The organism is Puia dinghuensis, from assembly GCF_014642875.1.
GTDB lineage: Bacteria > Bacteroidota > Bacteroidia > Chitinophagales > Chitinophagaceae > Puia > Puia dinghuensis.
This window is the reverse complement of sequence record NZ_BMJC01000006.1, coordinates 57,086-81,444: the sequence shown is the minus strand read 5'-3', so window position 1 is coordinate 81,444 and position 24,359 is coordinate 57,086. Positions and strand designations below refer to the sequence as shown.

Below are 24,359 nucleotides of genomic sequence, written 5' to 3'. Positions count from 1 at the left end.
ATGCGCAGACAAAAACCCATCATACGACTATTGTTGTCAGCAGCTGTGGTCATCGCGGCGGTCACCGGCTGCGAAAAGATCGTCCATGGCTATCTCAGCCCCCGCGTCTTCTACCAGGTGAACCCTTTCTATGTCCAGCAGGGTGTCACCACGGTCTCCGGGTCACTCATCACCAGCGGATCGACCGAACCCCTGCACGTCAAAGTCCTGGCCTTAAAGGATTCGACGGGCAAGGATGCCTATAGTTTGCTCACTACGCCAAAGACCATCACCACCTACACCGCTGCCATTACTTTCCAGGATTCAACCCTTGCGCTGCTGCAGCAAAAACTAAAGGACAGCCTCGTGAGCCCGTTTAACATCGCCAGCATCGGCGGCCGCCTGCAGTTCACCGCCGCTACGGCCTTTGTCCCGGCAGGCACCTACAACATGGATATCGAAGTCACCAATCCAAGAGGCACGGAGACCTTGAACAACGCCTGCCAGATCATCATCCAGCCCCTGTCTACCACCTACTCGCTTGCCTATCAGCGCCAGCGCTACTATGACAGCACTGGTGCACTGCTACAGGAGTATGTCGGCGGAAACAATACGGATGTACAGTACACCCCCGGTGACTCGTTGAAGGTAGTATTTAAATTCGTGGATGCGAACAATGCCCCCTTCGATCCGCTGAAAGGGCAGGTGACGGCATGGTCGACCGCGCTTCCCAATATGCGCAACTGGGATCCCTATTATGCGCCGGTCCTCACCGACTCGACCATCGCATACACCATTCCCAACGCAGGCAAGGCCTTCCCTTATTTCTCCACCTGTAAGGATGATAATGGTTCGACATTTAACGGCAATGGCAACGCCCCTGTTTACTATCGCATCATGAACACCGCCGATCAGGCCAATCAGTATATCCAGGTTCTTAACGTTATGCAGTACCTTACAACGGGAAATTATCTCATAACGATTCATCTTAACAACGCAGTGAGAAAATGATGACGACCTGTCTCCGCCTGCCCGCCCGTATCCGCCTGCCCGCCTGTGTCCTCGCCTGTTTGTTGTCCCTGTCCTCGCTGGCCCAGTCCGGGGAATCCCCCTGGCAGCGGCTGGCGCGGCGACCTTCGACGCTGGGCATTGAATCGGGCGCGCTCGATCTGCATACTACCGCTTTCCGGCTGCGACTGGTCCGCGCGTCACAGACCGTGGCTTCGTTGTCCCCGGCCACCTTGCCCGGATTCGATTATACGCCGGGGGATAGCCTCAAGGTTCGCAGCAGCGACGGGATGTACCATTTGGGCGACATCACCCTGCGCATCAGAAACGGCGCCGGCGACTGGATAAAATACTCTTCCGCCGCAAAGCGCAGACCCGTACAGGCGCTGCCTGCCACCGGACATGTACTGGCGGCTGCCGACCTTGGCCCCACCTTCCCAGCCGATATGCCCCTGCAGGTGCGCCGGTATTGGGAAGTAGATGGGGACGAACTTACCCTGCGGTTCGAGTTGAAGAATACTTCGGCAGCACAAGTAGAGATCGGTTCGCTGGGCATCCCCATGATCTTCAATAACCTTCTCGATGGCAAGACCCTCGGACAGGCACATGCGCAAAACGTCTTCTATGACCCATACACAGGTGAGGACGCAGGTTACTTACAGGTAGCCCGCCTCAGCGGTGCATCGCCCACGCTGCTGGTCGTGCCTTATGGCCATGCACCATTCGAAGCCTATAATCCCCTGCTGGATGACCCCACGCCGCGCGGCATCACTTTCGAGGGCTTCTATGAATGGCTGGTATGTAGCAAAGCCTATGCGGAGAAAGAGTGGGCGGCCGCACAGTCCTGGAATCTCCCGACTTCCATCATCCTGGCGCCTGGCGAAACCCGCTCTTATGGCTGGCAGTTCCTGCTTTGCGGGTCGGTGCGCGATATCGAAACCACCCTTGCTGCGCATCACCGACCCGTCGCCATCGGCATCCCGGGTTATGTGCTGCCACAGGATGTGGAGGGAAAGCTGTTCCTGCAATATCCAAAGAAGGTGTTGTCGATGGAGGTCTCTCCGGCCGGCGCCCTGGAGATCGTCCCCGCCGCCACGCCGCAGAACCATGGTTGGAAATCCTATGCGGTGCATGGCAACACATGGGGCCGGGCACGCCTCATCATCACTTATGAAGACAGCACGGTACAGACTATTCAATACAAAGTCATCCACCCGGAGGACAGCGTCATCTCCGCCTATGGCCATTTCCTCACCACTGCCCAGTGGTTCGACAAAAAAACCGATCTCTTTCATCGCAGCCCCGGCATCATCACCTATGATGAAGAGAAGCATGCGCAGGTGACCCAGGACAATCGCGCCTGGATAGCAGGGCTCAGTGATGAGGGTGGGGCAGGGAGCTGGCTCGGCGCGACCATGAAGCAATTTGTCCTGCCCGATAAGACCGAAGTAGCGAAACTCGAGGATTTTGTCAACCAGACCCTCTGGGGGCATATTCAATATGATAGCGGCCCGCTGAAATATGGCGTAAGGAAAAGCCTGTTCTATTATGAGCCCGATTCCCTGCCGAAAGGAACCTACGACAGCTCGATCAACTTTCACACCTGGTCGGCCTGGCCATTGAAAGAAGCGGAATCCACCGGCCGGTCGTACAACTACCCGCATGTCGCCGCCGCCTGGTGGGTCCTGTACCGGCTGGCCCGCAATCATCGGGGGCTTGTCACTTCGCATGCGTGGGATTATTACCTGCAGCACGCGTACGAGACGATCCTGGCCATGATGAGCCAGGCGCCGTATTATACCCAGTTCGGGCAGATGGAAGGCACTGTATTCTACCTCATCCTGAAAGACCTGCGCGCCGAGAGCATGACAGCCATGGCCGGTCGCGTGGAGGCGTTGATGAAGAAACGGGCCCTGCGCTGGCATACCCTGAAATATCCCTTTGGCAGCGAGATGCCCTGGGATTCCACGGGCCAGGAAGAAGTGTATATCTGGTCGGTCTTCTTCGGTTATGATGACAAGGCCGCCATCACGCTCAAAGCCATCCTCGCTTATATGCCCACCCTTCCAAGCTGGGCCTACAACGGCAATGCCCGCCGCTACTGGGATTTCTTATATGGTGGGAAGCTGCAGCGCATCGAACGGATGATCCACCATTATGGCTCCGAACTCAACGCCATTCCCGTGCTCGCTGAATACCGCCGAAACCCCGCCGATCTCTACCTATTGCGGGTCGGTTACGGCGGCGTACTGGGGGGCATCGCCAACATCGGGGAAGATGGTTTCGCCCCCTGCGCCTTTCATTCCTTTCCGGCAACGCTGAAGAACGACGGCATCACCGGTGACTATGGCTCAGGCTTCTTCGGCTATGCGGTGAATACCGCGACCTACATCACCAGACATAAAGACCTTGGCTGGCTTTGTTTCGGCGGCAACCTGGCCGAAAAAGACGGCTGGGTCACCGCCCGCATCACCACCGCCGCCCGCTCGGCAGTCTACATCGCCCCAGCGGGGCTCTGGCTCCGGCTTGACGCAGGAAGGCTCGTAAGCGCATCCTACCAGGAGGTCACCGGCGCCGTGAAACTGGTCCTGGAGCCCGCCGATGCCTATACTCCCGATGCTTACCTGCAGGTCGATCAGCCCGCCCGGCTCCCGGGCATCGGCCGTTATGTACTGAAAGGCGCACCCGCAAAAGATCATGGGCGCTACCGATTACCATTAACAGCCAGTCCCACCGAATTCTTCCTTTCCCCCGAAAAACCCCAGCCCGCCCGCCCTGCGCAACGCCACGCCACCGTCCTCATCGATCCCCAGGAAAAAGGCAACCCAGTCTCCCCGACGCTGCACGGCGTATTCTTCGAAGAGATCAGCCATGCCGGCGAAGGTGGCCTCTATGCCGAACTGATCCAGAACCGCGGCTTCGAAGAGTCCAACATCCCGCCCGGCATGACCCTCGCCGGCGATTTCATCCTGCCGCCACGTACGCCGCATTTTTCTATGCCCGCCGGCAAGGTCAGCGACTGGAAAATGGAATGGCGCCTGAAAAGCGACTACCCCGCGTGGAGCTCGCGGGCCACACGCCACGCAGCCGTCAGCATCGCCCGCACTGCCGATGATCCACTCAGCTTCGCGACCCCGCACTCGCTCCATGTGGCGATCGCAGCCGCGGACAACGGCGACACGGCGGAAGTGATCAACGAAGGCTTCTGGGGCATCTCCGTCATTGCGGGCGATAGCTACAACCTCCGCTTCTTCCTGCGCCACCAGGGCTACCCCGGGACAATAACCGCCTTTTTGAGAAGCAGCGATGGCCGTATCCTCGCGTCCCATTCCTTCCAACCCTCCACCGACACCGGCTGGTCAGCATACACCGCGACGCTGCAAGCCTCAGCCACCGACCCCAAAGCGGAATTCGTCCTGGCCTTCGACAAGCCCGGCGATGTCTGGCTGGATATGGTTTCTCTTTTCCCCGAAAAAACTTTCCGCCACCGGCCGAACGGACTGAGGGCCGATCTCGCCCAATACATCGCCGATCTCCACCCCGCCTTTGTCCGCTGGCCCGGCGGCTGCTTCGTGGAAGGCATCGATATCCAAAGCGCACCGGATTGGAAAACGACCATCGGGCCCATAGAAGCCCGCACGCCTACCTATAGTCCCTGGGAGTATTACACCAGCAATGGCTTTGGTTATCACGAATATCTGCAGTTCTGCGAGGACATCGGCGCAGCCGCGTTATATGTCTTCAATGCGGGTGTTTCGTGTGATTTCCGCAGTGGAACGTTTGTCACGCCCGACAGCCTCCATCCTTATATTCAAAATGCACTGGACGCCATCGAATATGCCATCGGTGCGGTGGACAGCAAATGGGGCAGCGTCAGGGCGGCGGCCGGTCATCCCAATCCCTTCCCCCTGAAATACGTGGAGGTAGGCAACGAGCAACACGGCCCCCGCTATGCCGAACGCTATAACATCTTTTACGATTCTATCAAGGCCCGCTATCCGCAGATAAAGATCATCGCCAGCATGGGCATCGGCGACGTCAACGAATACACCCTGCGGGGGATGAAGCGGGTGGATATTGCCGATGAACATGCCTATAAAGCGGCCGGCTGGGCCATGACACATTTCAACCACTTCGATGGCTATCCGCGCGACAAATGGCACCTGTATGTCGGGGAATACGCCACGAATGCCGGCGTGGGGAATGGCGACATGGAAGCCGCGCTCAGCGACGCGGTGTATATCATGAGCATGGAGAACAACGGCGACCTGGTAAAGATGTGCAGCTACGCCCCCTTGCTGGTGAATGTCAACGATGTCGACTGGCCCGTCAACCTCATCCATTTTGACGCCGCCCGCAGCTTTGCCCGCATCTCTTATTATGCTATTCAATTATTAAGTAACAACAGATCCGACACCAATTTCCAAACCACCGTACAGGTATCCCCACCGGCGCACAAAGAACCCTCCTTCCCGGGCGGCATTGGGCTGGCCACCTGGGATACCCACACGGCCTATAAAGACATCGAAGTGTGGCAGAATGGCCGCCAGGTATACAAGAGCGATTTGCTGCACCGTCCCGGCGACTGGCGGCCCTTCCGCGGTAGCTGGCGGGTACAGGATAACGCATTGGCGCAGCTGGGAGAGGGTCCGCAACGGCTTGCCTTGCTCAAAGGGCGAAAGTTCAGTACGTATACCCTGAAGCTGAAAGCCAAAAAGCTCGATGGCTACAATGCCTTCATCATCCCGTTCGCCGTGAAAGACAGTAACACGTTCTATCGTGTGCACATCGGCGCCTGGGTCAACAGGGTCGCGGTGTTTGAAAAGGTGACGGGCGGTGATGAGGTCAGCAATATTTCATCGCCAATTTCTCTGAAGGATACCATCCAGCCTGGTCGCTGGTACGAGATTCGGGTGGATGTCGGCGCCGACACCGTCAAATGCTGGTTGGATGGTCGCTTGCTTATGAGCTTTACCGAGCCGGAGAAATTCTTTGCTATCGCGGGCGAGGATGCTGCGACGGGCGAGATCATCGTGAAGATGGTGAATGCGTATGCCGATCCCCTGGCGGTAAAGCTACCCGGTGTCAACCCCGGCCCCGCTGCACTCACCACGCTGTCCGCGCCAACCCTCACGGCGGAGAATACTTTCGATCAACCCCGCGCCTATACCCCCGAAATCACAAACCTTCCCGCAGGCACTTCTTCGGTGATCCTGAAACCTTATTCTATCAACATTCTCAGGATTCCCGCTGCTAACCTCGGCACGGCATCATCTAAAAAATAAGAAGAGGATGCCTCCTGTTTATTTATACAAACATAGGAGACACCCTCTTTACCCTAAAAACCCTGTGTAAAACCAGACACCGACTTTGCTTTACGGTGCGCCAGGAACGATATATCCAGAGGTAAGCACTCTATTACTCAAAAGTAGCAGGATAAATACTTGCGGAAAAATTCCCGGCGCTCTGCCAGGCCCGGATTTATAATTCAGGACAAGGTCGTCAGAGCAGCTTGCTCCATGCACAAGGAAGACCTGACGAGTTTCAAATAAAAAGAAGGCGTATAGCCGGTGAATTTCTTGAATGCAACCGTAAAACTGTTCCTGTTGTGAAAGCCGCATTCGAAGGCCAGTCCGTAGATATTAAATTGATCGATATCCTGCTGACGCATAAGCTCTTCACAATGGATCACCCTCATCTTATTGATATAGTCGTTGAAATTACATCCCAGCACCGTGTTGATAAAAGCCGACAACTGGTAGGAAGGAATGCCGACATCCCTGGATAGTTCGTCTATCCGGTACCGCTGGCGGAGGAATGGCTTATTGGTTTCGATAAAACAACAGAGCACTGAAGAGATAGCAGCGCACTTTCCTGGTGGTAGTTCAAATGCACGCAGGGGTTTATATGTTTTCATAGACATAGGGTTTAGCGTGTCTTTCGATTGTCAAATTAAAAAAAAATACCTTAAATGTGGGATAGAGGTATACATTTCAACGGGGTAGTTGTTTTATTTAGGCCTGATTGCTATTCTGCCTATATAAAGTCCCGAAAGCATCGCCAGGATCAGCAGTTGCAGGACACGATATTGCCTCAGGAGATAGGGCCTCAACGAAAAATGATCCATATCTTCCTTATTCATCCAACATCGGAGGATCATTCGCAGCATCGGCATCACCAGCGGCACCTTTTCCCAGTTCGTATAGCGCGCGCCGCTGTAGGAATAGATGGGATCATAGTTCGCCGGCACCTGCGAACGGAATTCCTTCCAGTTGCGGGAAACATCGTCGAAGGAGGCCAGCCGCCCGTCCTCGCGGATGAAATAAAGGTCGTACAAAGGGTCAACGACCACCCATTTGCCCGAAGAGAATGCCTCCAGGACGATATGGTGCACCTTACCATCCGCCCCTTTCATTTGTATCAGCCTGGTCTTGAAATGAAGCGCCTGTAATATTCGGCATAACACCATAGAATAGCTGCCGCAGGCGCCATCCGCCATGATCAGGTCGGAAGTCAGGGGATGAAAGCGGCTTCCGGCTGCTTGCATTTCGCTCCCATTCATAAAGAGCGCCGACCTTGGCTCCAACAGGGTGTGACATAAATGCACCGCCCGTATTAGGATCGAATCCTGCGGCACTGCACGCTCGTCGCCGGTCACCTTTTTTCCCAGCCTGTCGAAGATGCCGCACTCATACCGATCTTGCAGCGTCACTGCTGCAAGCGATGCAAGGAGGAATCCTCCTGTAAAAGAAAAGGCAGGACGACGCCGTATGGCGGGCGCCCTTTTTATCCCGGATACGAATGCCCGCAGGGTCAACCGCTTTTTTTTTGGCTTGCCAATATGGTAGAGACATTTATAATACCTTATTTCACTTTTCACCCTCTGGTATGCACGCAGGTAGATCCATTGGCAAGCGCACAAAAGGCTTAGTCCCAGCCATATCATTCCCACCCGGATATACCAGGGGGTCGGCGCTAAGAGGGGAGCAATGATCAACATCGCAGCGGTGCCGAGAAGGGATAATAGCAAAGTCCGGTAGAACCTGCCCGCCCTGCCTATCTCCCGCACAATCGACTCCATAAAACGGTCGGGACTGTTATCCGGGTATTGCATATGTTCGGTTTTGACTTTTAAAAAATAACCTCCTGACAAGAATGACAGGAGGTGGGATTTACCCTACCACATAGTGATGTGAACAAGATTCACATAGGATCCTTGAATCAGTTGTGGTTTTTCAATTGAAGTTGTGGACTATGGAGACGTGAAATTACCGCCCCGTTACCTGGTTTGAAAATAAACAGCGACTTTCCGCGCTACGATTTATAATAATTGGCAAAGTATTTTGACGGATTCATCCCCGTGAATTTCTTAAACGCGCTGCTGAAGGTGTTCCGGTTGCTGAAACCGGACTCTCCGGCCAACGCCGACAGCGTCTTGATCATCCATTCCTTCTTCCCGAACTGGTCTATACAATAATATATCCTGTACATATTGATCAGGTCGTTGAAATGCATGGAATAACGCCGGTTGATGAATGCCGACAGCCTATGCTGGGATATCCCCGTGTCTTCCGACAAATGTGCCAGCATGTATCGGTGTTGCAGATAGGGTTTCTCACGGTCGAAAAGCTCCCTTATCCGGCCGTCCATTTCCATCAGGTCGTCCTCGTTCAATCTCAGGGAATGGCCCCGTTTGTCTTTGAGTCGGCTGTTCATATTACCAGATCATTTCAACAGGACTCTCGAGGAACCTTTCCCTTTATTGTCTTTATATAGGCAGACGGATTTTGGCCATGTACTTTCTTAAAGGCTATGGTAAAGGTGTTACGGTTCTTGAAGCCGGACTCTTTGGCGATTGCCCCCAGCTTCTTTTGCTTCCATTCCTCGTTCACGATCTTCTCATGGAAATAAGCTACCCTATACCGGTTGATGAACTCGTTGAAGTGCATCCCATGATATTGATTGATGAAGGCAGATATATGGTGCAGCGGCAACTGTGTATCCCGGGCAAGGTCTTTTAGCGTATACCCCGCAAGGAGAAATGGCTTTCGGGTCGGAATGAAATCATGCAATACAGTAGCTATCCTGTCGATCTGGCTCGGAGTCAAATGATACGGGCCGATCCGGACAATGGAAATGGACGGGTTCATGGCTTAGGTTTCAGAGTGATCAGATGCACAATTGCCGATTAATGTCAATTGTACAGCACTTGTGTATCAGAATATCCTTAACCTGGTAATTGCTATTAAAATTATCCAAGGCAGGCGCGAGGAGCAAATTTTCACCGGGGAAGTTTGCAAAATCTTATAAATCTTGGCACATACCCGCTGGCATTCTACCCATGGGCGCTCACATCCTCCTCAGATCTGCCAATAAATGATTTGGAAATTCGGCCGCATGCGGATAGCTAAACTTTTCTGGCCGATGCTTGTTATAGGTAGATGATGCAAAGTCTCACCGATCTCGAACGCTTCTCCCACTCCCTCCCGGCAACCGAACGCATGCCTGTCCTCTTCGTAGGCCATGGTAATCCTATGAACGCCATCGAAGAAAACCCCTTTGTGCAGGGATTCCGGGAGATTGCCGCTACCTTGCCCCGGCCTGCGGCCATCCTCTGTGTCTCCGCCCACTGGTTCACGAGAGGCACCAAGGTCACGGCGATGGCGGCGCCCCAAACCATTCATGATTTTGGCGGTTTTCCCGATGCTTTATACCGGGTTCAATATCCGGCGCCGGGAAGCCCTGTCCTTGCGAAGGAGACGCAAATGCTCCTGTCACCCGAAGTGGTGGAATTGGATGAGAAATGGGGACTCGACCATGGCGCCTGGACGGTGCTGATCCATCTGTTCCCCAAGGCAGATATCCCGGTGGTGCAATTGAGCATTGACTATACACAGCCCGCGGCGTATCATTACGAACTGGCAAAGCGGCTCGCCGCGCTGCGCCATAAAGGCATCCTCATTTTGGGCAGCGGTAACATCATTCACAACCTGCGCCTGGCTGACTTCGCCGGCATCAATACCATTGGTTATGGCTACGACTGGGCGGTGGAAGCCCATGAAAAGATCAATCACTATCTCCTGGATGGTAATTACGATCCCCTCATCCACTACGAAAAACAATCCAGGGCCTTCAAGCTGGCCGTCCCTACTCCCGACCATTATCTCCCCCTCATCTATACCCTGGGCCTGAAGCAAAAGGGAGAAAACATCTCCTTATTCAACGACCAGCTACTAGCCGGCAGCCTGAGCATGACCTCTCTAAAGATCGCGTAGAAATCCATAAATTCACGCCATGCCCATAACCCCTTCTACCCTTCAGGACCTTGACCGCATCGAACAATTGTTCCATTCCGACTGGATACGCAACTATCTCGGCAGCGGCCTAAGCCTTTATGAGAAGCGGATCTGATTTCCTGCCTTTTATTTATCTTTATATCTCTTCGCCTACCACTTTTCCAGCCCAAAAGAGCTTTTTTAACCAATTAAAGTCTTTTGTATGCGTATCCTTCGATACATCTTTTGGGCCTTTATATACCTGCCCATCTTTTGCGCCGGTTATTACCTGTCCAACCTCGCCTTGTCACCGGCAGATAGAAGTCTGAATCATCTCATCATAGCGCTTTTATTCTCCTATCTTGTTTACCTGTTCATCTTTTTTCTGAAAGGACTTCTCCTTTCGCTAAAGCGACGCGGTAACAAGCGTGATCATCAGAACTGATAACTCAACCCACCCTGGAAATTAAACGAATTCTGCTGGTAGGAAACATTCGACACCCGGTCACCGAGCTTCCCGAAACCATCGAAGGATACTTTTTGATCCATGTTGAAAGTTTCCAACCGCTGTACAAAAGTATGCCCGGCCATTAGATCCAGCTTCAAGCGCCTGGTTAAATGAAGATCATATACGAGCCCGCCACTGAATTGCTGCAAATGCAGGTATTGTTTTGTCGCTGCATCGTTCAGCAGATACATCCCGCCAGTATACCCGCTCGTGATACCAAACGATTGGGTTTGGTTCAGCTTGTATTTCAGCGAAACCCGGGCCGGTATAACGGCCGACAGGCTTAATCGTTTGTTTATCTCCCATTCGATGTCCGGTACGGGGATCAGGAATTTACCGGAGTAGTTGCTTATATAGGTAAGCGTTACACCATACCGTAAGGAGTTGTTTGGCCGGAAGCCGATCCTGACACCGGCGGTATAGATCATATCCTGCACATCGAAGTTGCGTTTGAAGTCCGAGCTCACCGTTGCCATTCCGATAAGGGAAAGGTTGAACGAACGGGTGATCGAATAACTTAACAACAAAGGAAGGGTCAACGCGTGAAAATTGTTGCTGCCGATATTTTTTTCATTGGAAAGGAGCAGCCCTTCATATCTTAACCCTGTTTTTATGATAAGAGGATGTGGGGATGAAAAATTCTTGTAAACAGGAATGCTGATATCCGCCACCGGTTGCTGCATAACGAAAGTATTCCCACCCGCAGAGATGGGAGCTGCCTGGTCGGAGAAAGATACACTACCCAAACGTAGAGCCGGGGGAATTGACTTTACACTTGAGTCGGGGCTTTGCGAATAGCATAGGACGGGCAATAGGAACCCGGCCAGAAAGAGGCGTTTTTTCATTTCTGTGAAGTTGTTTTAAGTTATATGCTATATGGAAAGCTTGAACGGTAAAGGACTGATGGCTTCAATAAGCTTCATCATCACCGTATGAAATACCTGCTTCTCTTCGGCCGTCAGTACCGAAGCCAGTGACGCATTAAATTCCTCCAAAGCGGCATGTGCCTGACTGGCGAGTTTTTTTCCGGTCGCCGTCAATTCGACCTTCGTCTTCCGCTTATCGGCTGCATCCGGAGTTACTTTCACCAGCTCGTTTTTAGCTAAAAAGGCGACGGTTCGGTTGACGGATGCCTTATCCCGGGTCAGCTGTGAGCAGATCTCCTGCTGCGATTTTCCTTCTCCCTGATAATAAAGCATGAGAAACACCGGTATCTGATCCATCTCCAAAGGAAAATCTTGTTCCCGGAACATTCTGTCACATTCCTTCCATACCCGCTGATAAAGACCCCCCACCAGCGCGATCACTATGGGCGGGACAGGGTGCTCCTGCTTACGGTTCATAAAACAAAGGTAAATAAAATTAGTTGATATATCAACATATTGATTTCTTAAAATTGCGTTAAGGCCTGGTTTATTATTTGCATGTTCTCGTTTGCGCGGTCAAGGCGCAACTATATGAATGCTGATGATGCAATCCTCGATGATGTAAAAGCGGCAATCCTTGCCGATACCCATTTTTTCCTGGTCGGCCTGGGGTCAGGTGCTTCTCACGAGCACCTGAAAGCGATTCTGGTCCGCATCCGGACGCGGGAGCTGCAATTAATAAAAGAGAAAGGAATAATGCTCACACCTGTTCTGTGGCGGATACTGCAGAACCGTATTGCCAACAGAAGACCCAACGATATCATCGATACAATGGAATAGATGAGCTAAGGAATGGCCTGGATGGACATGCCTGTAATTGGCCCGCTCCATCGCTCGAGGCTTAGATTATAGCCGATGTCGATATAGCGGATTATCTTTCTGTGGATGTCATCGGCCGAAACATCCCCTCCCCCTTGCGGGCAGATCTCGAAATAATGCTGGTCCTCTTTCACCACCTGGTATACCTCACCGTTGGGGACCACACCATTATTGTTTTTCCGGTATCGGATGGTGTCGCCGATAGCAACGGGTTCGCCGGGTTTTAAGGTTTTCCACATAATGTTAGATAAATAGTAAGCCTGACCTCTACAATCACGAAGCATGATCGAGGCAGGCGAAAAGCACAAGGGAAAAGTGCAAAAACCGGGCCTAATGATTGACAATTGTCAAGTTGGGATTATTTTCGAACAGGACCTAAGTAAAAGTAGGTATGTAGAATTTATTCCCCACCGGGCTGGGGTTGGGCATCTGCTAAGGACGAAAAGCCTGCAGTCCGCTCTCCAGGTATTGCCGGTACCTGCCGGCATCATAATCGGCCCCTTGCGGCGGCACCAGCGGGGCCTCGGTGTCGGGATTCAACAGCACATAAAAGGGCTGGGAATTAGCCCCGAATTTGGAAGCCTCCAGGTAACTGTATTTGGCGCCCAGCGTTTCGAGATGTCTTCCCTCCGGGGTAACGACCTGTTCGCTTGCCGGCAACCCGGTCTTGTCATCTACATAGAGCTGTATGAGGACATAGTCGCTGCTGATGAGGGTATACACCTCCTTATCCGGCCAGACACTGGCCTCCATTTTTCTGCAGTTGACACAGGCGTGTCCTGTAAAGTCGATCATCACCGGTTTGTGAACGGCCTTCGCATAAGCCACGCCTTCCTCGTAGTCGAAGTAAGGATCCAGCTGCAGCGGTTTGTCGAAGAGGTTAGCATATTTGTGTGGTTTTGCCTCGGTCTTCGCCCCCGGCGCCAGCGCGAGCCGGTCGAGTTTCATGCTCAGGGCATACAGGTCGAAATCCTGGGAAGCCTGTGGCGGCAGGAAGGCGGAAATGCCCTTCAGCGGCGCACCCCACAACCCCGGGATCATGTATATGGTGAAGGCCAGCACGACCATCGCCAATCCCAGCCGTCCGGCGGACAGCAAGGGCGCGTCACCGTCATGGCCAATCCTGAGTTTTCCCAAGAGATATATTCCCATCAGGCCGAAGATGACGATCCACAGGCTGAGAAAGATCTCCCGGTCAAACCACCGCCAGTGATAGGCGAGATCGACATTGCTCAGGAATTTGAGGGCAAGGGCCAGCTCTAAAAAGCCGAGCACCACTTTGACGACGTTGAGCCAGCTGCCCGATCTCGGAAGATTGCTGAGCCAGCCCGGGAAGAGGGCAAAGAGGGTGAAGGGCAGCGCGAGTGCAAGCGAAAAGCCAAGCATCCCGATGGCCGGTCCCAGCAGCGCGCCGGTTGTGGCCGTTTGTACAAGCAGGGTGCCGATGATGGGGCCCGTACAGCTAAACGACACCAGCGCCAGCGTGGCGGCCATAAAGAAAATGCCCGCCATCCCTTGTCTGCTGCTGCCGCTGTCCACCTTGTTGACCCACGAAGCCGGCAGGCTGATCTCAAATCCTCCCAGCAGCGAAGCCGCGAATACCACCAGCAGAAGGAAAAAGAGCAGGTTGACAATACCGTTGGTGGAAAGGTTGTTCAGCGCATCCGCCCCGAACAGGACGGTCACGACGAGTCCAAGCGACACATAAATACCGACGATGCTGAGTCCATAGATGATGGCCTTTCGCACTCCTCTGCCCTTGCCGGCCCCCTTCGTGAAATAGCTCACCGTCATGGGCAGCATGGGGAAGATGCAGGGCATCAGCAGCGCGGCGAGGCCACCGGCCATTCCCTCGAGAAAGATGGTCCATTTCATCGGGATACTATTTTACTGGGATGCTGAAATCGATATCTTCCGGCGTCAGGCATTGCGAATCATTACACGTCATGTATTCCAACCTGCCCTTCACCGTCGTCTGTGCCGCTGTAAGCTTCACCTTCTGTTGAAAGATCACCGAATGCTCGAAAAAACCGACCTCCATATTGAACACCTTCTCCATCCGGGTGATGGGCTTGGGTTCTGTCGTGGGGCCATCGGGCTTATAGTCCTTCGAGGGTGAAAAAGTAAACTGGGTCTTTACGGGCCCGCCATCCTTGATATGCTGCGAATACACGTGCCAGCCATCCCCGATGGTCGCCTTGAAAAAGAGGATAGCCTCGGTCGCGCTGATCTTTTTTGCTCCATAGCTCCAGCTCACCGGTTTCAGTATTTGTGCGTCGGTCCTTTGGCCCATGCAAATGGCTGCTGCCAAGGCCCATGCCCATGCGATTTTCATATGCTTTGTTTTAAGTGTGATTATATTCCTGCGATGACGGGCTCCTTCAGCCGCGCAATGGGATGATATCCTATGAATTCAGTGTCGATGGAATAATACCCCGGACGCACCGGTTCGTCCCTCACCAGGTCGGTGCTCAGGTATTTTTTATTGCTGTCCGCCAGCAGCGTTACCACTGACGCTTGCTGCCCCAGTTCGATGGCAAGCTGGATGGCGCCGATCACATTGGCGCCCGAAGAGATTCCCACCGCAAGCCCTAATTGGCGCGACAGCTTCTGGGCCATCAGTATCGCGTCGCCATCGCTCACCTGCACCACCCGGTCGAGCTGATCCAGCCGGACAATGGGCGGGATAAAATCGTCGGATATGCCTTGGATACGGTGGCTCCCCACTTTTTTCCCCATCGTTAGCGTCGGCGACTCCAGCGGCTCCAGCGGATGGATGCGCACCAGCGGGTTCATCTTGCGCAGACAGGCTCCAACACCCATCACCGTACCACCCGTCCCTACGCCGGCCACAAAGGCATCCGTTTTTTTCCCGACGGCTTCCAGCTGCTCCCAGATCTCCACCCCCGTCGTCTTTTCATGCGCCTCGGCATTGCATGCATTGGCAAACTGTCGCGGCAGAAAGGCATTGCCGGCCAGCGAAAGCCTTTCGCTCAGTTCGAGGCTTCCCACAAAACCGCCCTCTGCCTTGCTCACCAGCACCAGCTCGGCCCCCAGGCTGCGAAGGATGTCCATCCGCTCTTTTGACAGCCAGTCCGGCATGACGATCTTCACCGGGTGGCCCAGCGACTTACCGATAGAGGCGAAGGCAATCCCGGTGTTGCCGCTGGTCGCCTCGATGATCGTGTCTCCGGGGCGGATCGTTCCCTGCTGGTAGGCACGGTAAAGAATATACAACGCCATCCTGTCTTTGACGCTTCCTGTCAGGTTGTAGTGCTCACACTTTACAAAGATCTGGCCCGGCTTGCCCTTGTAGGTATACTCCAATTGCAGCATGGGCGTATTCCCTACGAGATGCCACAGCGGGCGGAAGCGTTCCTCGAGTCTTTCCGTTGCTATCATCATTAACTCTGCATTTGTTTGGTCAAAGGTTGGAATACTATCAATGCGAAACAACCATTCGTAAGAATTCCGGAAATTTTATGGAAAGGGGCTGTATTTTTGTTCTTATTTTCGATTTATGACCGACTTGGACGACATTGACCTTAAAATTTTGAGTCTGCTTCAGCAGGATGCATCACTGACAAACAAGGAGATCGCCTTTCAGCTGCACAAGTCTGTCGCCACCATCCACGATCGCACCCGCCGGCTGAAAGAAGAAGGGTATATCCGGCGGGTGGCCGCCATCCTCGATCCAAAAAAGATCGGCAAGGGACTCATCGCTTTTTCGCATGTCCTGCTCAACGACCATACCTCCACAACCCTCACCACTTTTGAGCGGGAAGTGATCAAATTTCCGGAAGTAATGGAATGCTTTCAGATGACGGGAACCTTCGACTTTCTCCTGCGTGTCGCTACCGCCGACATGGAAGAATACCAGCGCTTCTATCGGAATAAGCTGGCCAATCTGCCGAACATCAGCACCGTGCAAAGCTTCTTTGTTCTCACCGAAGTAAAGAGCGATACTGCGTATCCGCTGTAGCGTTATTTCTCGAACAGGCTGATCGCATATCCTCCACCGGGAGCGCATTGCTGCCGGAGCCTCGACTCCCTTGTCACCACATATTTCCGGATTACATAGGCCTGTGGATTCGTCTTCCAGTGCGCATCGGGCGCATCCGCATACACCGTCGCCAGGTATTTCTTACCCGGAGCAAGGAACCGGAAGTCGATAGTCGATACCCTCACACTGTCGCCATTGACGCTGCCGACAAACCAGTTGCCCGTCCCCTTGGCATTCCTCGCCACCGTAATATATTTCCCGGGCTCGGCCTCCAGGTATTTGCTGTCGTCCCAGTCAACGGCTACGTCCTTGATAAACTGGAAGGCATCGGGAAACCGCTCGTAGTTCTCCGGCAGGTCGGCGGCCATCTGCAGCGGGCTGTACATCGTCACATAAAGCGCGAGTTGGTTGCAAATAGTACTATTGCAATGCGATTTGTTGCCGGGATTCACCTTGCTGATGTCCATCTCGAAAATCCCGGGCGTGTAGTCCATGGGCCCACCCAACAACCGCGTAAATGGAAGGATGGTCACATGGTTCGGCTTTGACCCGCCAAACGCCTGGTACTCCGTTCCCCGGGCAGACTCGTTGCCGATCATATTGGGATAGGTTCGCGCTATACCCGTGGGTCGCACCGCTTCATGCCCGTTGACCATGATATGGTAGCTGGCTGCTTTTTCGACGACATACTGATAGTGATTTACCATCCATTGATTGTAGTGGTATTCGCCGGCAGGAAGGATATTGCCCACATAGCCCGTCTTCACCGCATCGTAACCGTTGTTCTTCATAAAGTGGAAAGCAGTGTCCAGCTGTCGCTCATAATTGCGGACCGATGATGATGTCTCATTGTGCATGATGAGCTTGACATGATGCGCCTGCGCATACTCATGCAGTTCCTGCATATGGAAGTCCGGGTAAGGGGTGACGAAATCGAATACCTTGTCCTTCATATGTCCGAACCAGTCCTCCCAGCCCACATTCCAGCCCTCGACAAGGACGGCGTCGAATCCATTCCGCGCGGCAAAATCGATATACCGCTTGACATTCTCAGTAGTCGCACCATGACGCCCGTTGGGTTTCGCGGTGCTATAGTCAGTCTGCCCTAACACCACCGAAGGGAAGTCATCTGTATACGACCAGGTCGATTTCCCGGTAATCATTTCCCACCATACTCCTACATACTTCATGGGATGGATCCATGAGGTTTCGGTAAGCTTACAGGGTTCGTTGAGGTTGTAGGTCATCTTGGAGGCAACGATATCCCTTGCGTCATCACTGGCGATGATGGTCCGCCACGGGGTGACGCAAGGCGCCTGGATATTCCCCTTGTCACCCCAGGCGTCGGGTGTCAGCCAGGACTCGAAGATAAAATGCTTGTCATCCAGGTTGAGAGACATGCAGGGGTAGTTGATCAGCGCTGCCTCATGGAGGTTGATATAGATGCCGTCGTCGGTCTTTAGCATCAGGGCCGTCTGCACCCCGGTGGGCGAGAACGGGGTCTGCGAAGCATTCGGCGTGATAGCCTGTTTCATTAGGCCGCGGATCTGTGACAGCCGGGAAGTGGTATAGTCATATTCCTGCGTGTCATAGTCGCCGGGGATCCAAAACGCGGTATGGTCACCCGTTAGAGCAAACTGGGTCTTTTCTTCCTTGATCACCAAATACGTCAGGTTCTCCTGTGCCGGGAATTCATACCTGAAACCAAGGCCGTCGTCAAAGGCGCGAAAGTGGATCACGATCCTTCTCCTTGCCTTGGACTGGGTCAGTGTAAGCGCAAGTTCGTTGTAGTGGTTCGTCACCGACTTGACTTCCCCCCACACCGGCGCCCAGGTGGTGTTGACGGTGCTGCGTACAGAGTCGGTGATGACAAACCCGTCGAGCAACGAGAAACTGTCGTTCTTGAGCGCAAATCCCAGGCCGCTCGGCTTGATGATCTCCTTCCCCTTATAGGATAACTGGTAGATGGGGTTGCCGGCAGTACCAAGAGAGAAGTCCAAACGGAAATTTCCGTTGGGGGATAGTAACTGCTGTGCATCGATGGCTTGAAAAGAAAAGCAAAAAAAGAGGATGATCGAAACGGTGAGGGATAGTCTTTTCATATGTCGTGTATTTGTTACACATTGCCGCAAACATAAGCAGATTTTTAACATGTTGATGGTCACCCATTTAAAAAATCTCAAAAAAAATAATTTGGATAAGCGGAAGAGAAATCACATCTTTGCCTCAAGTCGTGTAAAAATTACACATTAAAGCTAAGGTAAACGCTTAAAAAAAGGCTAGACATTTGATTTAGCCAACTAATTGCTTGCGATATGAAAAGAAAATGCCTGCTATGCGGCGCAGCACTACTGTTGTTCCTAGCCGTTACATCCCATCTGTTCGCTCAATCCAAAGTCATTACTGGCAAGATCACCGATACCCGGGACGGTACGCCCTTGGCCGGGGTTTCCGTGGTTCCGAAGGGGTCTGCCCGTGGGACGACCACCGGCGCCGACGGGGTATTCCACCTCAGCGTCGATAAACAGCCGGCGGCGCTCATCATCTCTGCAGTAGGCTATGCCCAACAGGAGGTTGCCGTGGGCGAAGGCAGTATCAACATAAAGCTGGTAGCCGGGTCATCAACCTCCCTGGGAGAAGTGGTGGTCATCGGTTATGGAACAGTGAAGAAGAAGGACGTTACCGGCAGCGTCTCGACAGTCACCCTTAAAGACTTCCAGCAAGGGTCCATCACCTCCCCCGAACAGCTCATCGTGGGCAAGGTCGCCGGGGTCACCATCACCTCCAACGGCGGCCAGCCGGGGTCGGGCAGCACCATCCGCATCAGGGGCGGGGCCTCCCTCAACGCCAGCAACGATCCTCTCGTTGTCATCGATGGTCTCCCCCTCAGTTCGGCTAACTTCGAGGGCATCAATCCCAACGACATCGAAAGCTTCAACGTGTTGAAGGATGCCGCCTCGGCAGCCATCTATGGTTCCCGGGCTTCCAACGGCGTGATCCTCATTACCAGCAAGCACGGCAAGGCCGGCAAAGCCGTGATCAATTTTGCACCGCAGATCTCCGCATCGTATAACCCAAAAGAATACCCCGTTTTGTCGGCCGGCCAGTTCCGGACGCTGGTGAACACCTATGGTACCCCGACCCAGGTCGCCTTTTTGGGGTCGGCCAGCACCGACTGGCAAAAGCAGATCTACCAGACCGCCGTCACCAGCGATAATAACCTCAATGTCAGCGGCAGCCTCTACACCGTTCCCTATTACTTGTCCGGCGAATTTCTCAGCCAGGATGGTATCCTCAAGACGGATAACCTGAAGCGCGAGGCTCTCTTCCTCAGCCTCAGCCCCCACCTGTTCAACAACTACCTCAAGATCGACATAAACGTTCATGGCAGCAACACCGACTCCCGCACCGCCAACACCAGCGCGGTAGGCAGCGCGGTCACCTTCGATCCCACCCAGCCGGTTTATAACAGCAAGAGTCCCTTCGGCGGCTATTTCGAGTGGATGACAAACGATACGACGCCTCAATCGCTGTCGAACCGCAACCCTGTCGCCCTGCTCCAACAATACAACGCGCAAAACCACGCCCTCCGCAGCTTCGGCAATATCCAGATCGACTACAAGCTGCACTTCCTGCCCGATCTCCATGCCAACCTCAACCTCGGGTATGACGTCGCCAGACACGACGGGACATACCGCGTTCCCGCCAACGCAGCCCAGAACTACAACGCCATTCCCACGTTGCGCGGGCAGAACAACCAGTACTACAACAATTTTAAGAATAAGGTGCTCGAGTGGTATTTCAACTACGTCAAAGATCTGAAGGCTCTCAACAGCAACATCAACGCCATGGGCGGCTATGGCTACTATGACAATTATAACCACAACAAGAATTACCCTTCCATCAGCGCCGCAAACGATACCATCCCGGGCACCACACCCGTTTACCCCACCTCTTTCAGCGAGGTGACCCTGCAGTCCTGGTACGGCCGCCTTATTTATACCTACAACGACAAATACGTCCTGATGGGGTCCATTCGCACCGACGGCTCCTCCCGATTCGCACCCAAATACCGCTGGGGTGTATTCCCCGCGGGCGCTTTTTCCTGGAAGGCGAGCCGCGAGAGCTTCCTGCAGGATGTCCATTGGCTCAGCGACCTGACTGTACGGCTAAGCTACGGCCTCACGGGCAACCAGGACGGGATACCCTATTATTCCTACCTCAATTACTATTCCCTCAGCGGCAACACCAACCAGATCGACTTCGGTAACAACTATAGCAATTTCTATAGCCCCTCCGCCTTCGCGGCCGACCTGAAATGGGAACAGACTACCACTTCCGATGCCGGCCTCGACTTCGGTTTCCTTAACAACCGCATCACGGGTAGCGTGGACTATTACTACAAGAAGACCCGCGACCTGCTGGCCACCGTCTTCGTACCCACCCTCTCCAACTTCGGCAACCAGCTAACCCGCAACGTCGGCAATATGAAGGACGAAGGGGTGGATTTCAATATCAGGGCCACGGTCATCCGCACCAACAACCTCTCCTGGGATGTCGGGTTCAACGTGGGCTATAACAAATTCACCATCACCAATCTCACCGTCTCCCAGGACTCTCTTGCCAAACTGGTCAACTACAACGTAGGCGGCATCAACGGGGGCACAGGAAATACCATCCAGGTACATTCGGTCGGCTATAGCCCGTTCTCCTTCTATGTCCTCCAGCAGATATATAACGCAAAAGGTCAGCCCATTGAAGGCGCCTATGTCGATCAGAACAGGGACGGCATCATCAACCAGAACGACCTCATCCATTACAAATCGCCCTTCGCCCCCTTCACCTTTGGATTCAGCACCAGCCTCAATTACCACAAGTGGAGCATCAGCACCGTCCTCCGGGCCAGTGTCGGCAACTACGTCTACAACAATGCCGCCTCCAACAACGCCGTGATACGTAACGTGCTCAACCCCGTGGGCTTCCTGGAGAATGCCCCTTCCAGCATCCTCAACACCCATTTCTATAACAACCAATTCTTCTCTTCTTATTACGTCGAGAACGCGTCCTTCCTGAAAATGGACAACCTCGGCATCGCTTACAACGCCGGCTACCTGGCGAAAAATTCTTACAACTTGCGCCTGTCGCTCAATTGTCAGAATGTATTTACGGTGACAAAATATACGGGTTCCGATCCGGAGATATATGGCGGCATCGATAATGTGCTGTACCCCCGCCCGCGGACCTTCACCCTGGGAGCTAAATTATCTTTTTAACAACTATCTGCTGAGTCATGAAAGAAAATCGTATGAACAAAAATATTTCCATTATAATAGGTTGCGGGCTGGTCCTCTTCTTAGCCTCCTGCAACAAAGACCTGAACCGGCTGCCGGCAAACTCCGTGTTTGCAGATTCCGTCTATCGCAATGTCGCCGGCTACCAGGGGGCGCTTGCTACGGTATATGCCGGATACACCCTCACCGGTTCCCAAGGGCCGGCCAGTTCGGACATCGCAGGTGTCGACGCCGGTACATCGGATTTTGTCCGCTGTCTTTGGAATGTACAGGAGCTGTCTACGGACGAAGCCGTCTGCGCCTGGGGCGACCCGGGAGTGCCCGACTTTCATAATATGAGCTGGACGTCCTCAGACCCCATCCTCATCGGCCTCTATGCGCGCAGCCTCTACCAGATAACGCTTTGCAACGATTTCATTACACATTGCACCGCATCGGCAGAAAGTGGTGCAAAGATCAGCGGCAGCGATACAGTGACGATTGCCGAAATGAGAGCGGAAGCGCGTTTTCTCCGGGCATTTCAATACGCCGTGCTGATGGATGCCTTCGCCAATCCCCCCTTTGCTACAGAGACTACGCCCGTTGGACCGCTTTCCTTCCCCAAACAGATACAGCGGGCCGATCTGTTCAAGTATGTGGAGTCCGAACTGCTGGCCTGTGCTACATCCCTCCCTGCACCACGCACCAATGTCTATGGCCGCGCCGATCAGGCGGCCGCCTGGGCGTTGCTGGCGCGCATCTATCTCAACGCCGGAGTATATACCGGAACTAACCGCTATACCGACGCCATCACCTGGTCGTCGAAGGTCATTGGCGCAGGATATACGCTGATGCCGCATTATGCCAATCTCTTCGAGGGGGATAATAATGTCAACAACACCGAACAGATACTATCCATCCCTTACGACGGCATCAATACCCAAACCTATGGAGGCACCACCTTCCTGGTGAACAGCGCCTGTGCGAACTCCACATATACCCCGGGCAGCCCCGGCTATGCGATGAGCACCGCCAACTATGGAGTTCCCAGCGGCGGATGGGCGGGCAATCGCAGCACCGCCAGCCTTCCTGCGCTTTTTCCCACCCCGGATTCAACGAAGGATAAACGCGGGATCTTTTTGAATGAACCGGGAGTGACGTCGGCTATCGCAAATATTTCTCAGTTCAACCAGGGCGTTCCTGTCAATAAGTTTACCAACATTACTTCAACGGGCGTCGAGGCCGAACCACAAGCCGGCGGAACATTCGTTTCCACCGATTTTCCCCTTTTCCGGCTCGCCGAACAATACCTTATTTATGCTGAAGCTGTGCTTCAGGGAGGCACCGGTGGGGACGCAACCACGGCCCTGGGTTATATCAATCTCCTGCGTCAGCGGGCGTATGGAAATGCTTCCGGCAATATCTCGGCCGGTCAGCTAACCCTTCCCTTTATCCTCGACGAGCGCGGCCGCGAGCTGTATTGGGAATGTTTCCGCCGCACCGATCTCATTCGGTTCAACGAATTCACCGGCGGCACCTACCTGTGGCCCTGGAAGGGTGGGGTAGCCAGCGGCACCGCGGTGGATGCCCACTATGCTATCTACCCGATACCGGTCACCGATCTGCAAGCCAATTCCAACCTCACCCAAAACCCCGGTTATTAAATCCTTTTACAGTCTAAAATCAATATAGCATGAAACGAATTCTCAATCATATACTTCTCTTCTCTGGCGTCGGGGTCTTGCTGGCGCTGGCGTCCTGTAAGAAGCAGGGGACGAATGTGGTCTTCGAGGGTGGAACGACACCCGTGCTCACCGCGACGGCGCAGGATTCGATCCCGTTGAGCAACGCCAACGCGAAGAACCAGGCCGTTACGTTCAGCTGGACCAATCCCAATTACCAGTTTTCGAATGGACCCAGTTCGCTCAACGTGACGTACAGCCTCCAGTTCGACACCGTAGGGGCCAATTTCACGAGTCCGCATATGCAGACAGTGCAGGTGAGTCCCGATCTTTCAAAGTCTTTTACGGTTGATGCGTTGAACAGCCTCGTCGCCAACGGGCTGCAATTAGCCTTCGACCAGCCCCACAACATCCAGGTGAGGGTAGTCTCACAGCTTGCGCCGTACACTTCCGGGTCGCCGACCATCGCCGCACTCAATTCCAATGCGCTGAATTATACCGTCACCCCCTATGCGCCCCCACCCGCTGTTACGCCACCTGCTTCCGGAACCCTTGTACTTGTCGGCGGCGATTCCAAACTGGGCGGCTGGGCCAATCCGGTGCCGGCTTCGCAGCAGTTTACCAAGATTAGCAATACCGACTATCAGCTGACGATAGCGCTCTCCGGTGGCGATCCGACAAATGGGTCGGACCAATACCTGATCCTGCCCGTCAACGGCAGCTGGAGCCACAAATATGCCTGCGCGAACACCGCCTCCCAGCCTTTTTCCGGCGGAACATTCGGCCTGGACAAAAGCGACAATTTCCCTGGACCGACCGCAGCGGGTACATATAAGTTTGATGTCAATTTCCAACTAGGTATAATCACCGTCACCAAACAGTAAACAAA

20 protein-coding genes are annotated in these 24,359 nt (G+C 53.7%); 9 read left to right on the top strand and 11 right to left on the bottom strand.

All coding sequences use genetic code 11. The features are described from left to right. A complete protein-coding gene (locus tag IEY39_RS25575) occupies window positions 1-990 on the top strand; it encodes a hypothetical protein (protein ID WP_188937069.1) in 990 nt (329 codons plus the stop codon). Further along, window positions 987-6,272 carry a DUF5695 domain-containing protein gene (locus IEY39_RS25570; protein ID WP_188937067.1) on the top strand — a complete coding sequence of 1,762 codons (5,286 nt, stop codon included), beginning with the start codon at window positions 987-989 and terminating at the stop codon, window positions 6,270-6,272. Before IEY39_RS25575 ends, IEY39_RS25570 begins: the two co-directional genes overlap by 4 nt. Before the next feature lie 203 nt (window positions 6,273-6,475). Here the strand turns inward: IEY39_RS25570 and IEY39_RS25565 are convergent, their stop codons facing one another. The 4 genes from IEY39_RS25565 to IEY39_RS25550 all read right to left on the bottom strand — a co-directional run bounded on the left by IEY39_RS25565 (window position 6,476) and on the right by IEY39_RS25550 (window position 9,137). After that, window positions 6,476-6,904 (bottom strand): helix-turn-helix domain-containing protein, encoded by a 429-nt coding sequence (locus IEY39_RS25565; protein WP_188937066.1) that lies wholly within the window; start codon window positions 6,902-6,904, stop codon window positions 6,476-6,478. Between the two features lie 93 nt (window positions 6,905-6,997). Next, window positions 6,998-8,101 (bottom strand): hypothetical protein, encoded by a 1,104-nt coding sequence (locus IEY39_RS25560; protein WP_188937064.1) that lies wholly within the window; start codon window positions 8,099-8,101, stop codon window positions 6,998-7,000. A 200-nt stretch (window positions 8,102-8,301) separates the two neighbouring features. Next, window positions 8,302-8,703: a helix-turn-helix domain-containing protein gene (locus tag IEY39_RS25555; RefSeq protein ID WP_188937063.1), complete on the bottom strand. Its 402-nt coding sequence runs from the start codon at window positions 8,701-8,703 to the stop codon at window positions 8,302-8,304. 14 nt (window positions 8,704-8,717) lie between these two features. Beyond that, entirely contained in the window at window positions 8,718-9,137 is a 420-nt protein-coding gene (locus IEY39_RS25550) for a helix-turn-helix domain-containing protein (RefSeq protein ID WP_188937061.1), read from the bottom strand. Window positions 9,138-9,428: 291 nt separating this feature from the next. On the opposite strand from IEY39_RS25550, the gene ygiD reads away from it, so the two are divergent. Both ygiD and IEY39_RS25540 read left to right on the top strand, forming a co-directional pair. Continuing rightward, window positions 9,429-10,262, top strand: a complete 834-nt coding sequence (gene ygiD / locus IEY39_RS25545; RefSeq protein WP_229689096.1) for a 4,5-DOPA-extradiol-dioxygenase — start codon at window positions 9,429-9,431, stop codon at window positions 10,260-10,262. Window positions 10,263-10,485: 223 nt separating this feature from the next. Next, window positions 10,486-10,707 carry a DUF2929 family protein gene (locus tag IEY39_RS25540; RefSeq protein ID WP_188937059.1) on the top strand — a complete coding sequence of 74 codons (222 nt, stop codon included), beginning with the start codon at window positions 10,486-10,488 and terminating at the stop codon, window positions 10,705-10,707. On the opposite strand, the gene IEY39_RS25535 is transcribed toward IEY39_RS25540, so the two are convergent. Together IEY39_RS25535 and IEY39_RS25530 are read right to left on the bottom strand one after the other, a co-directional pair. Beyond that, on the bottom strand, window positions 10,698-11,516 hold the full coding sequence (locus IEY39_RS25535) for a DUF6268 family outer membrane beta-barrel protein (RefSeq protein ID WP_188937057.1): 819 nt from the start codon (window positions 11,514-11,516) through the stop codon (window positions 10,698-10,700). The genes IEY39_RS25540 and IEY39_RS25535 overlap by 10 nt on opposite strands. A 126-nt stretch (window positions 11,517-11,642) precedes the next feature. Continuing rightward, on the bottom strand, window positions 11,643-12,113 hold the full coding sequence (locus tag IEY39_RS25530) for a MarR family winged helix-turn-helix transcriptional regulator (protein WP_188937056.1): 471 nt from the start codon (window positions 12,111-12,113) through the stop codon (window positions 11,643-11,645). Window positions 12,114-12,227: 114 nt separating this feature from the next. Here IEY39_RS25530 and IEY39_RS25525 point away from each other — a divergent pair, with 114 nt between their 5' ends. Next, window positions 12,228-12,476: a hypothetical protein gene (locus tag IEY39_RS25525; RefSeq protein ID WP_188937054.1), complete on the top strand. Its 249-nt coding sequence runs from the start codon at window positions 12,228-12,230 to the stop codon at window positions 12,474-12,476. Between the two features lie 5 nt (window positions 12,477-12,481). Here IEY39_RS25525 and IEY39_RS25520 read toward each other — a convergent pair whose 3' ends face one another. The 4 genes from IEY39_RS25520 to IEY39_RS25505 all read right to left on the bottom strand — a co-directional run bounded on the left by IEY39_RS25520 (window position 12,482) and on the right by IEY39_RS25505 (window position 15,920). Then, a complete protein-coding gene (locus tag IEY39_RS25520; RefSeq protein ID WP_188937052.1) occupies window positions 12,482-12,754 on the bottom strand; it encodes a hypothetical protein in 273 nt (90 codons plus the stop codon). Window positions 12,755-12,947: 193 nt separating this feature from the next. Further along, window positions 12,948-14,390 carry a protein-disulfide reductase DsbD family protein gene (locus IEY39_RS25515; protein WP_188937051.1) on the bottom strand — a complete coding sequence of 481 codons (1,443 nt, stop codon included), beginning with the start codon at window positions 14,388-14,390 and terminating at the stop codon, window positions 12,948-12,950. 7 nt (window positions 14,391-14,397) lie between these two features. Next, window positions 14,398-14,850, bottom strand: a complete 453-nt coding sequence (locus IEY39_RS25510) for a protein-disulfide reductase DsbD domain-containing protein (protein ID WP_229689095.1) — start codon at window positions 14,848-14,850, stop codon at window positions 14,398-14,400. 20 nt (window positions 14,851-14,870) lie between these two features. After that, the gene (locus IEY39_RS25505) at window positions 14,871-15,920 is read right to left on the bottom strand and encodes a PLP-dependent cysteine synthase family protein (RefSeq protein ID WP_188937049.1); all 1,050 of its coding nucleotides are present in this window, start codon (window positions 15,918-15,920) and stop codon (window positions 14,871-14,873) included. Between the two features lie 115 nt (window positions 15,921-16,035). On the opposite strand from IEY39_RS25505, the gene IEY39_RS25500 reads away from it, so the two are divergent. Further along, a complete protein-coding gene (locus IEY39_RS25500) occupies window positions 16,036-16,497 on the top strand; it encodes an Lrp/AsnC family transcriptional regulator (protein ID WP_188937047.1) in 462 nt (153 codons plus the stop codon). A 2-nt stretch (window positions 16,498-16,499) separates the two neighbouring features. Here the strand turns inward: IEY39_RS25500 and IEY39_RS25495 are convergent, their stop codons facing one another. Further along, window positions 16,500-18,620 carry a glycoside hydrolase family 97 protein gene (locus tag IEY39_RS25495; RefSeq protein WP_188937045.1) on the bottom strand — a complete coding sequence of 707 codons (2,121 nt, stop codon included), beginning with the start codon at window positions 18,618-18,620 and terminating at the stop codon, window positions 16,500-16,502. A gap of 213 nt (window positions 18,621-18,833) precedes the next feature. Here IEY39_RS25495 and IEY39_RS25490 point away from each other — a divergent pair, with 213 nt between their 5' ends. From IEY39_RS25490 to IEY39_RS25480, 3 genes are read left to right on the top strand one after another with little or no spacing between them, the layout of a single operon-like run. Beyond that, complete coding sequence (locus IEY39_RS25490; RefSeq protein ID WP_188937044.1) at window positions 18,834-21,791, top strand: SusC/RagA family TonB-linked outer membrane protein; 2,958 nt, start codon at window positions 18,834-18,836, stop codon at window positions 21,789-21,791. 32 nt (window positions 21,792-21,823) lie between these two features. Next, a complete protein-coding gene (locus IEY39_RS25485) occupies window positions 21,824-23,452 on the top strand; it encodes a RagB/SusD family nutrient uptake outer membrane protein (RefSeq protein WP_229689094.1) in 1,629 nt (542 codons plus the stop codon). A 29-nt stretch (window positions 23,453-23,481) separates the two neighbouring features. Beyond that, window positions 23,482-24,354: a SusE domain-containing protein gene (locus IEY39_RS25480; RefSeq protein ID WP_188937042.1), complete on the top strand. Its 873-nt coding sequence runs from the start codon at window positions 23,482-23,484 to the stop codon at window positions 24,352-24,354. The last annotated feature ends 5 nt before the right edge of the window (window positions 24,355-24,359 follow it).

Coding starts and splice junctions, on each gene's coding strand:
- IEY39_RS25575 (WP_188937069.1), top strand. CDS start 1: ATGCGCAGACAAAAACCCATCATACGACTATTGTTGTCAGCAGCTGTG.
- IEY39_RS25570 (WP_188937067.1), top strand. CDS start 987: ATGATGACGACCTGTCTCCGCCTGCCCGCCCGTATCCGCCTGCCCGCC.
- IEY39_RS25565 (WP_188937066.1), bottom strand. CDS start 6,904: ATGAAAACATATAAACCCCTGCGTGCATTTGAACTACCACCAGGAAAG.
- IEY39_RS25560 (WP_188937064.1), bottom strand. CDS start 8,101: ATGCAATACCCGGATAACAGTCCCGACCGTTTTATGGAGTCGATTGTG.
- IEY39_RS25555 (WP_188937063.1), bottom strand. CDS start 8,703: ATGAACAGCCGACTCAAAGACAAACGGGGCCATTCCCTGAGATTGAAC.
- IEY39_RS25550 (WP_188937061.1), bottom strand. CDS start 9,137: ATGAACCCGTCCATTTCCATTGTCCGGATCGGCCCGTATCATTTGACT.
- ygiD (WP_229689096.1), top strand. CDS start 9,429: ATGATGCAAAGTCTCACCGATCTCGAACGCTTCTCCCACTCCCTCCCG.
- IEY39_RS25540 (WP_188937059.1), top strand. CDS start 10,486: ATGCGTATCCTTCGATACATCTTTTGGGCCTTTATATACCTGCCCATC.
- IEY39_RS25530 (WP_188937056.1), bottom strand. CDS start 12,113: ATGAACCGTAAGCAGGAGCACCCTGTCCCGCCCATAGTGATCGCGCTG.
- IEY39_RS25525 (WP_188937054.1), top strand. CDS start 12,228: ATGAATGCTGATGATGCAATCCTCGATGATGTAAAAGCGGCAATCCTT.
- IEY39_RS25520 (WP_188937052.1), bottom strand. CDS start 12,754: ATGTGGAAAACCTTAAAACCCGGCGAACCCGTTGCTATCGGCGACACC.
- IEY39_RS25515 (WP_188937051.1), bottom strand. CDS start 14,390: ATGAAATGGACCATCTTTCTCGAGGGAATGGCCGGTGGCCTCGCCGCG.
- IEY39_RS25510 (WP_229689095.1), bottom strand. CDS start 14,850: ATGAAAATCGCATGGGCATGGGCCTTGGCAGCAGCCATTTGCATGGGC.
- IEY39_RS25505 (WP_188937049.1), bottom strand. CDS start 15,920: ATGATGATAGCAACGGAAAGACTCGAGGAACGCTTCCGCCCGCTGTGG.
- IEY39_RS25500 (WP_188937047.1), top strand. CDS start 16,036: ATGACCGACTTGGACGACATTGACCTTAAAATTTTGAGTCTGCTTCAG.
- IEY39_RS25495 (WP_188937045.1), bottom strand. CDS start 18,620: ATGAAAAGACTATCCCTCACCGTTTCGATCATCCTCTTTTTTTGCTTT.
- IEY39_RS25490 (WP_188937044.1), top strand. CDS start 18,834: ATGAAAAGAAAATGCCTGCTATGCGGCGCAGCACTACTGTTGTTCCTA.
- IEY39_RS25485 (WP_229689094.1), top strand. CDS start 21,824: ATGAACAAAAATATTTCCATTATAATAGGTTGCGGGCTGGTCCTCTTC.
- IEY39_RS25480 (WP_188937042.1), top strand. CDS start 23,482: ATGAAACGAATTCTCAATCATATACTTCTCTTCTCTGGCGTCGGGGTC.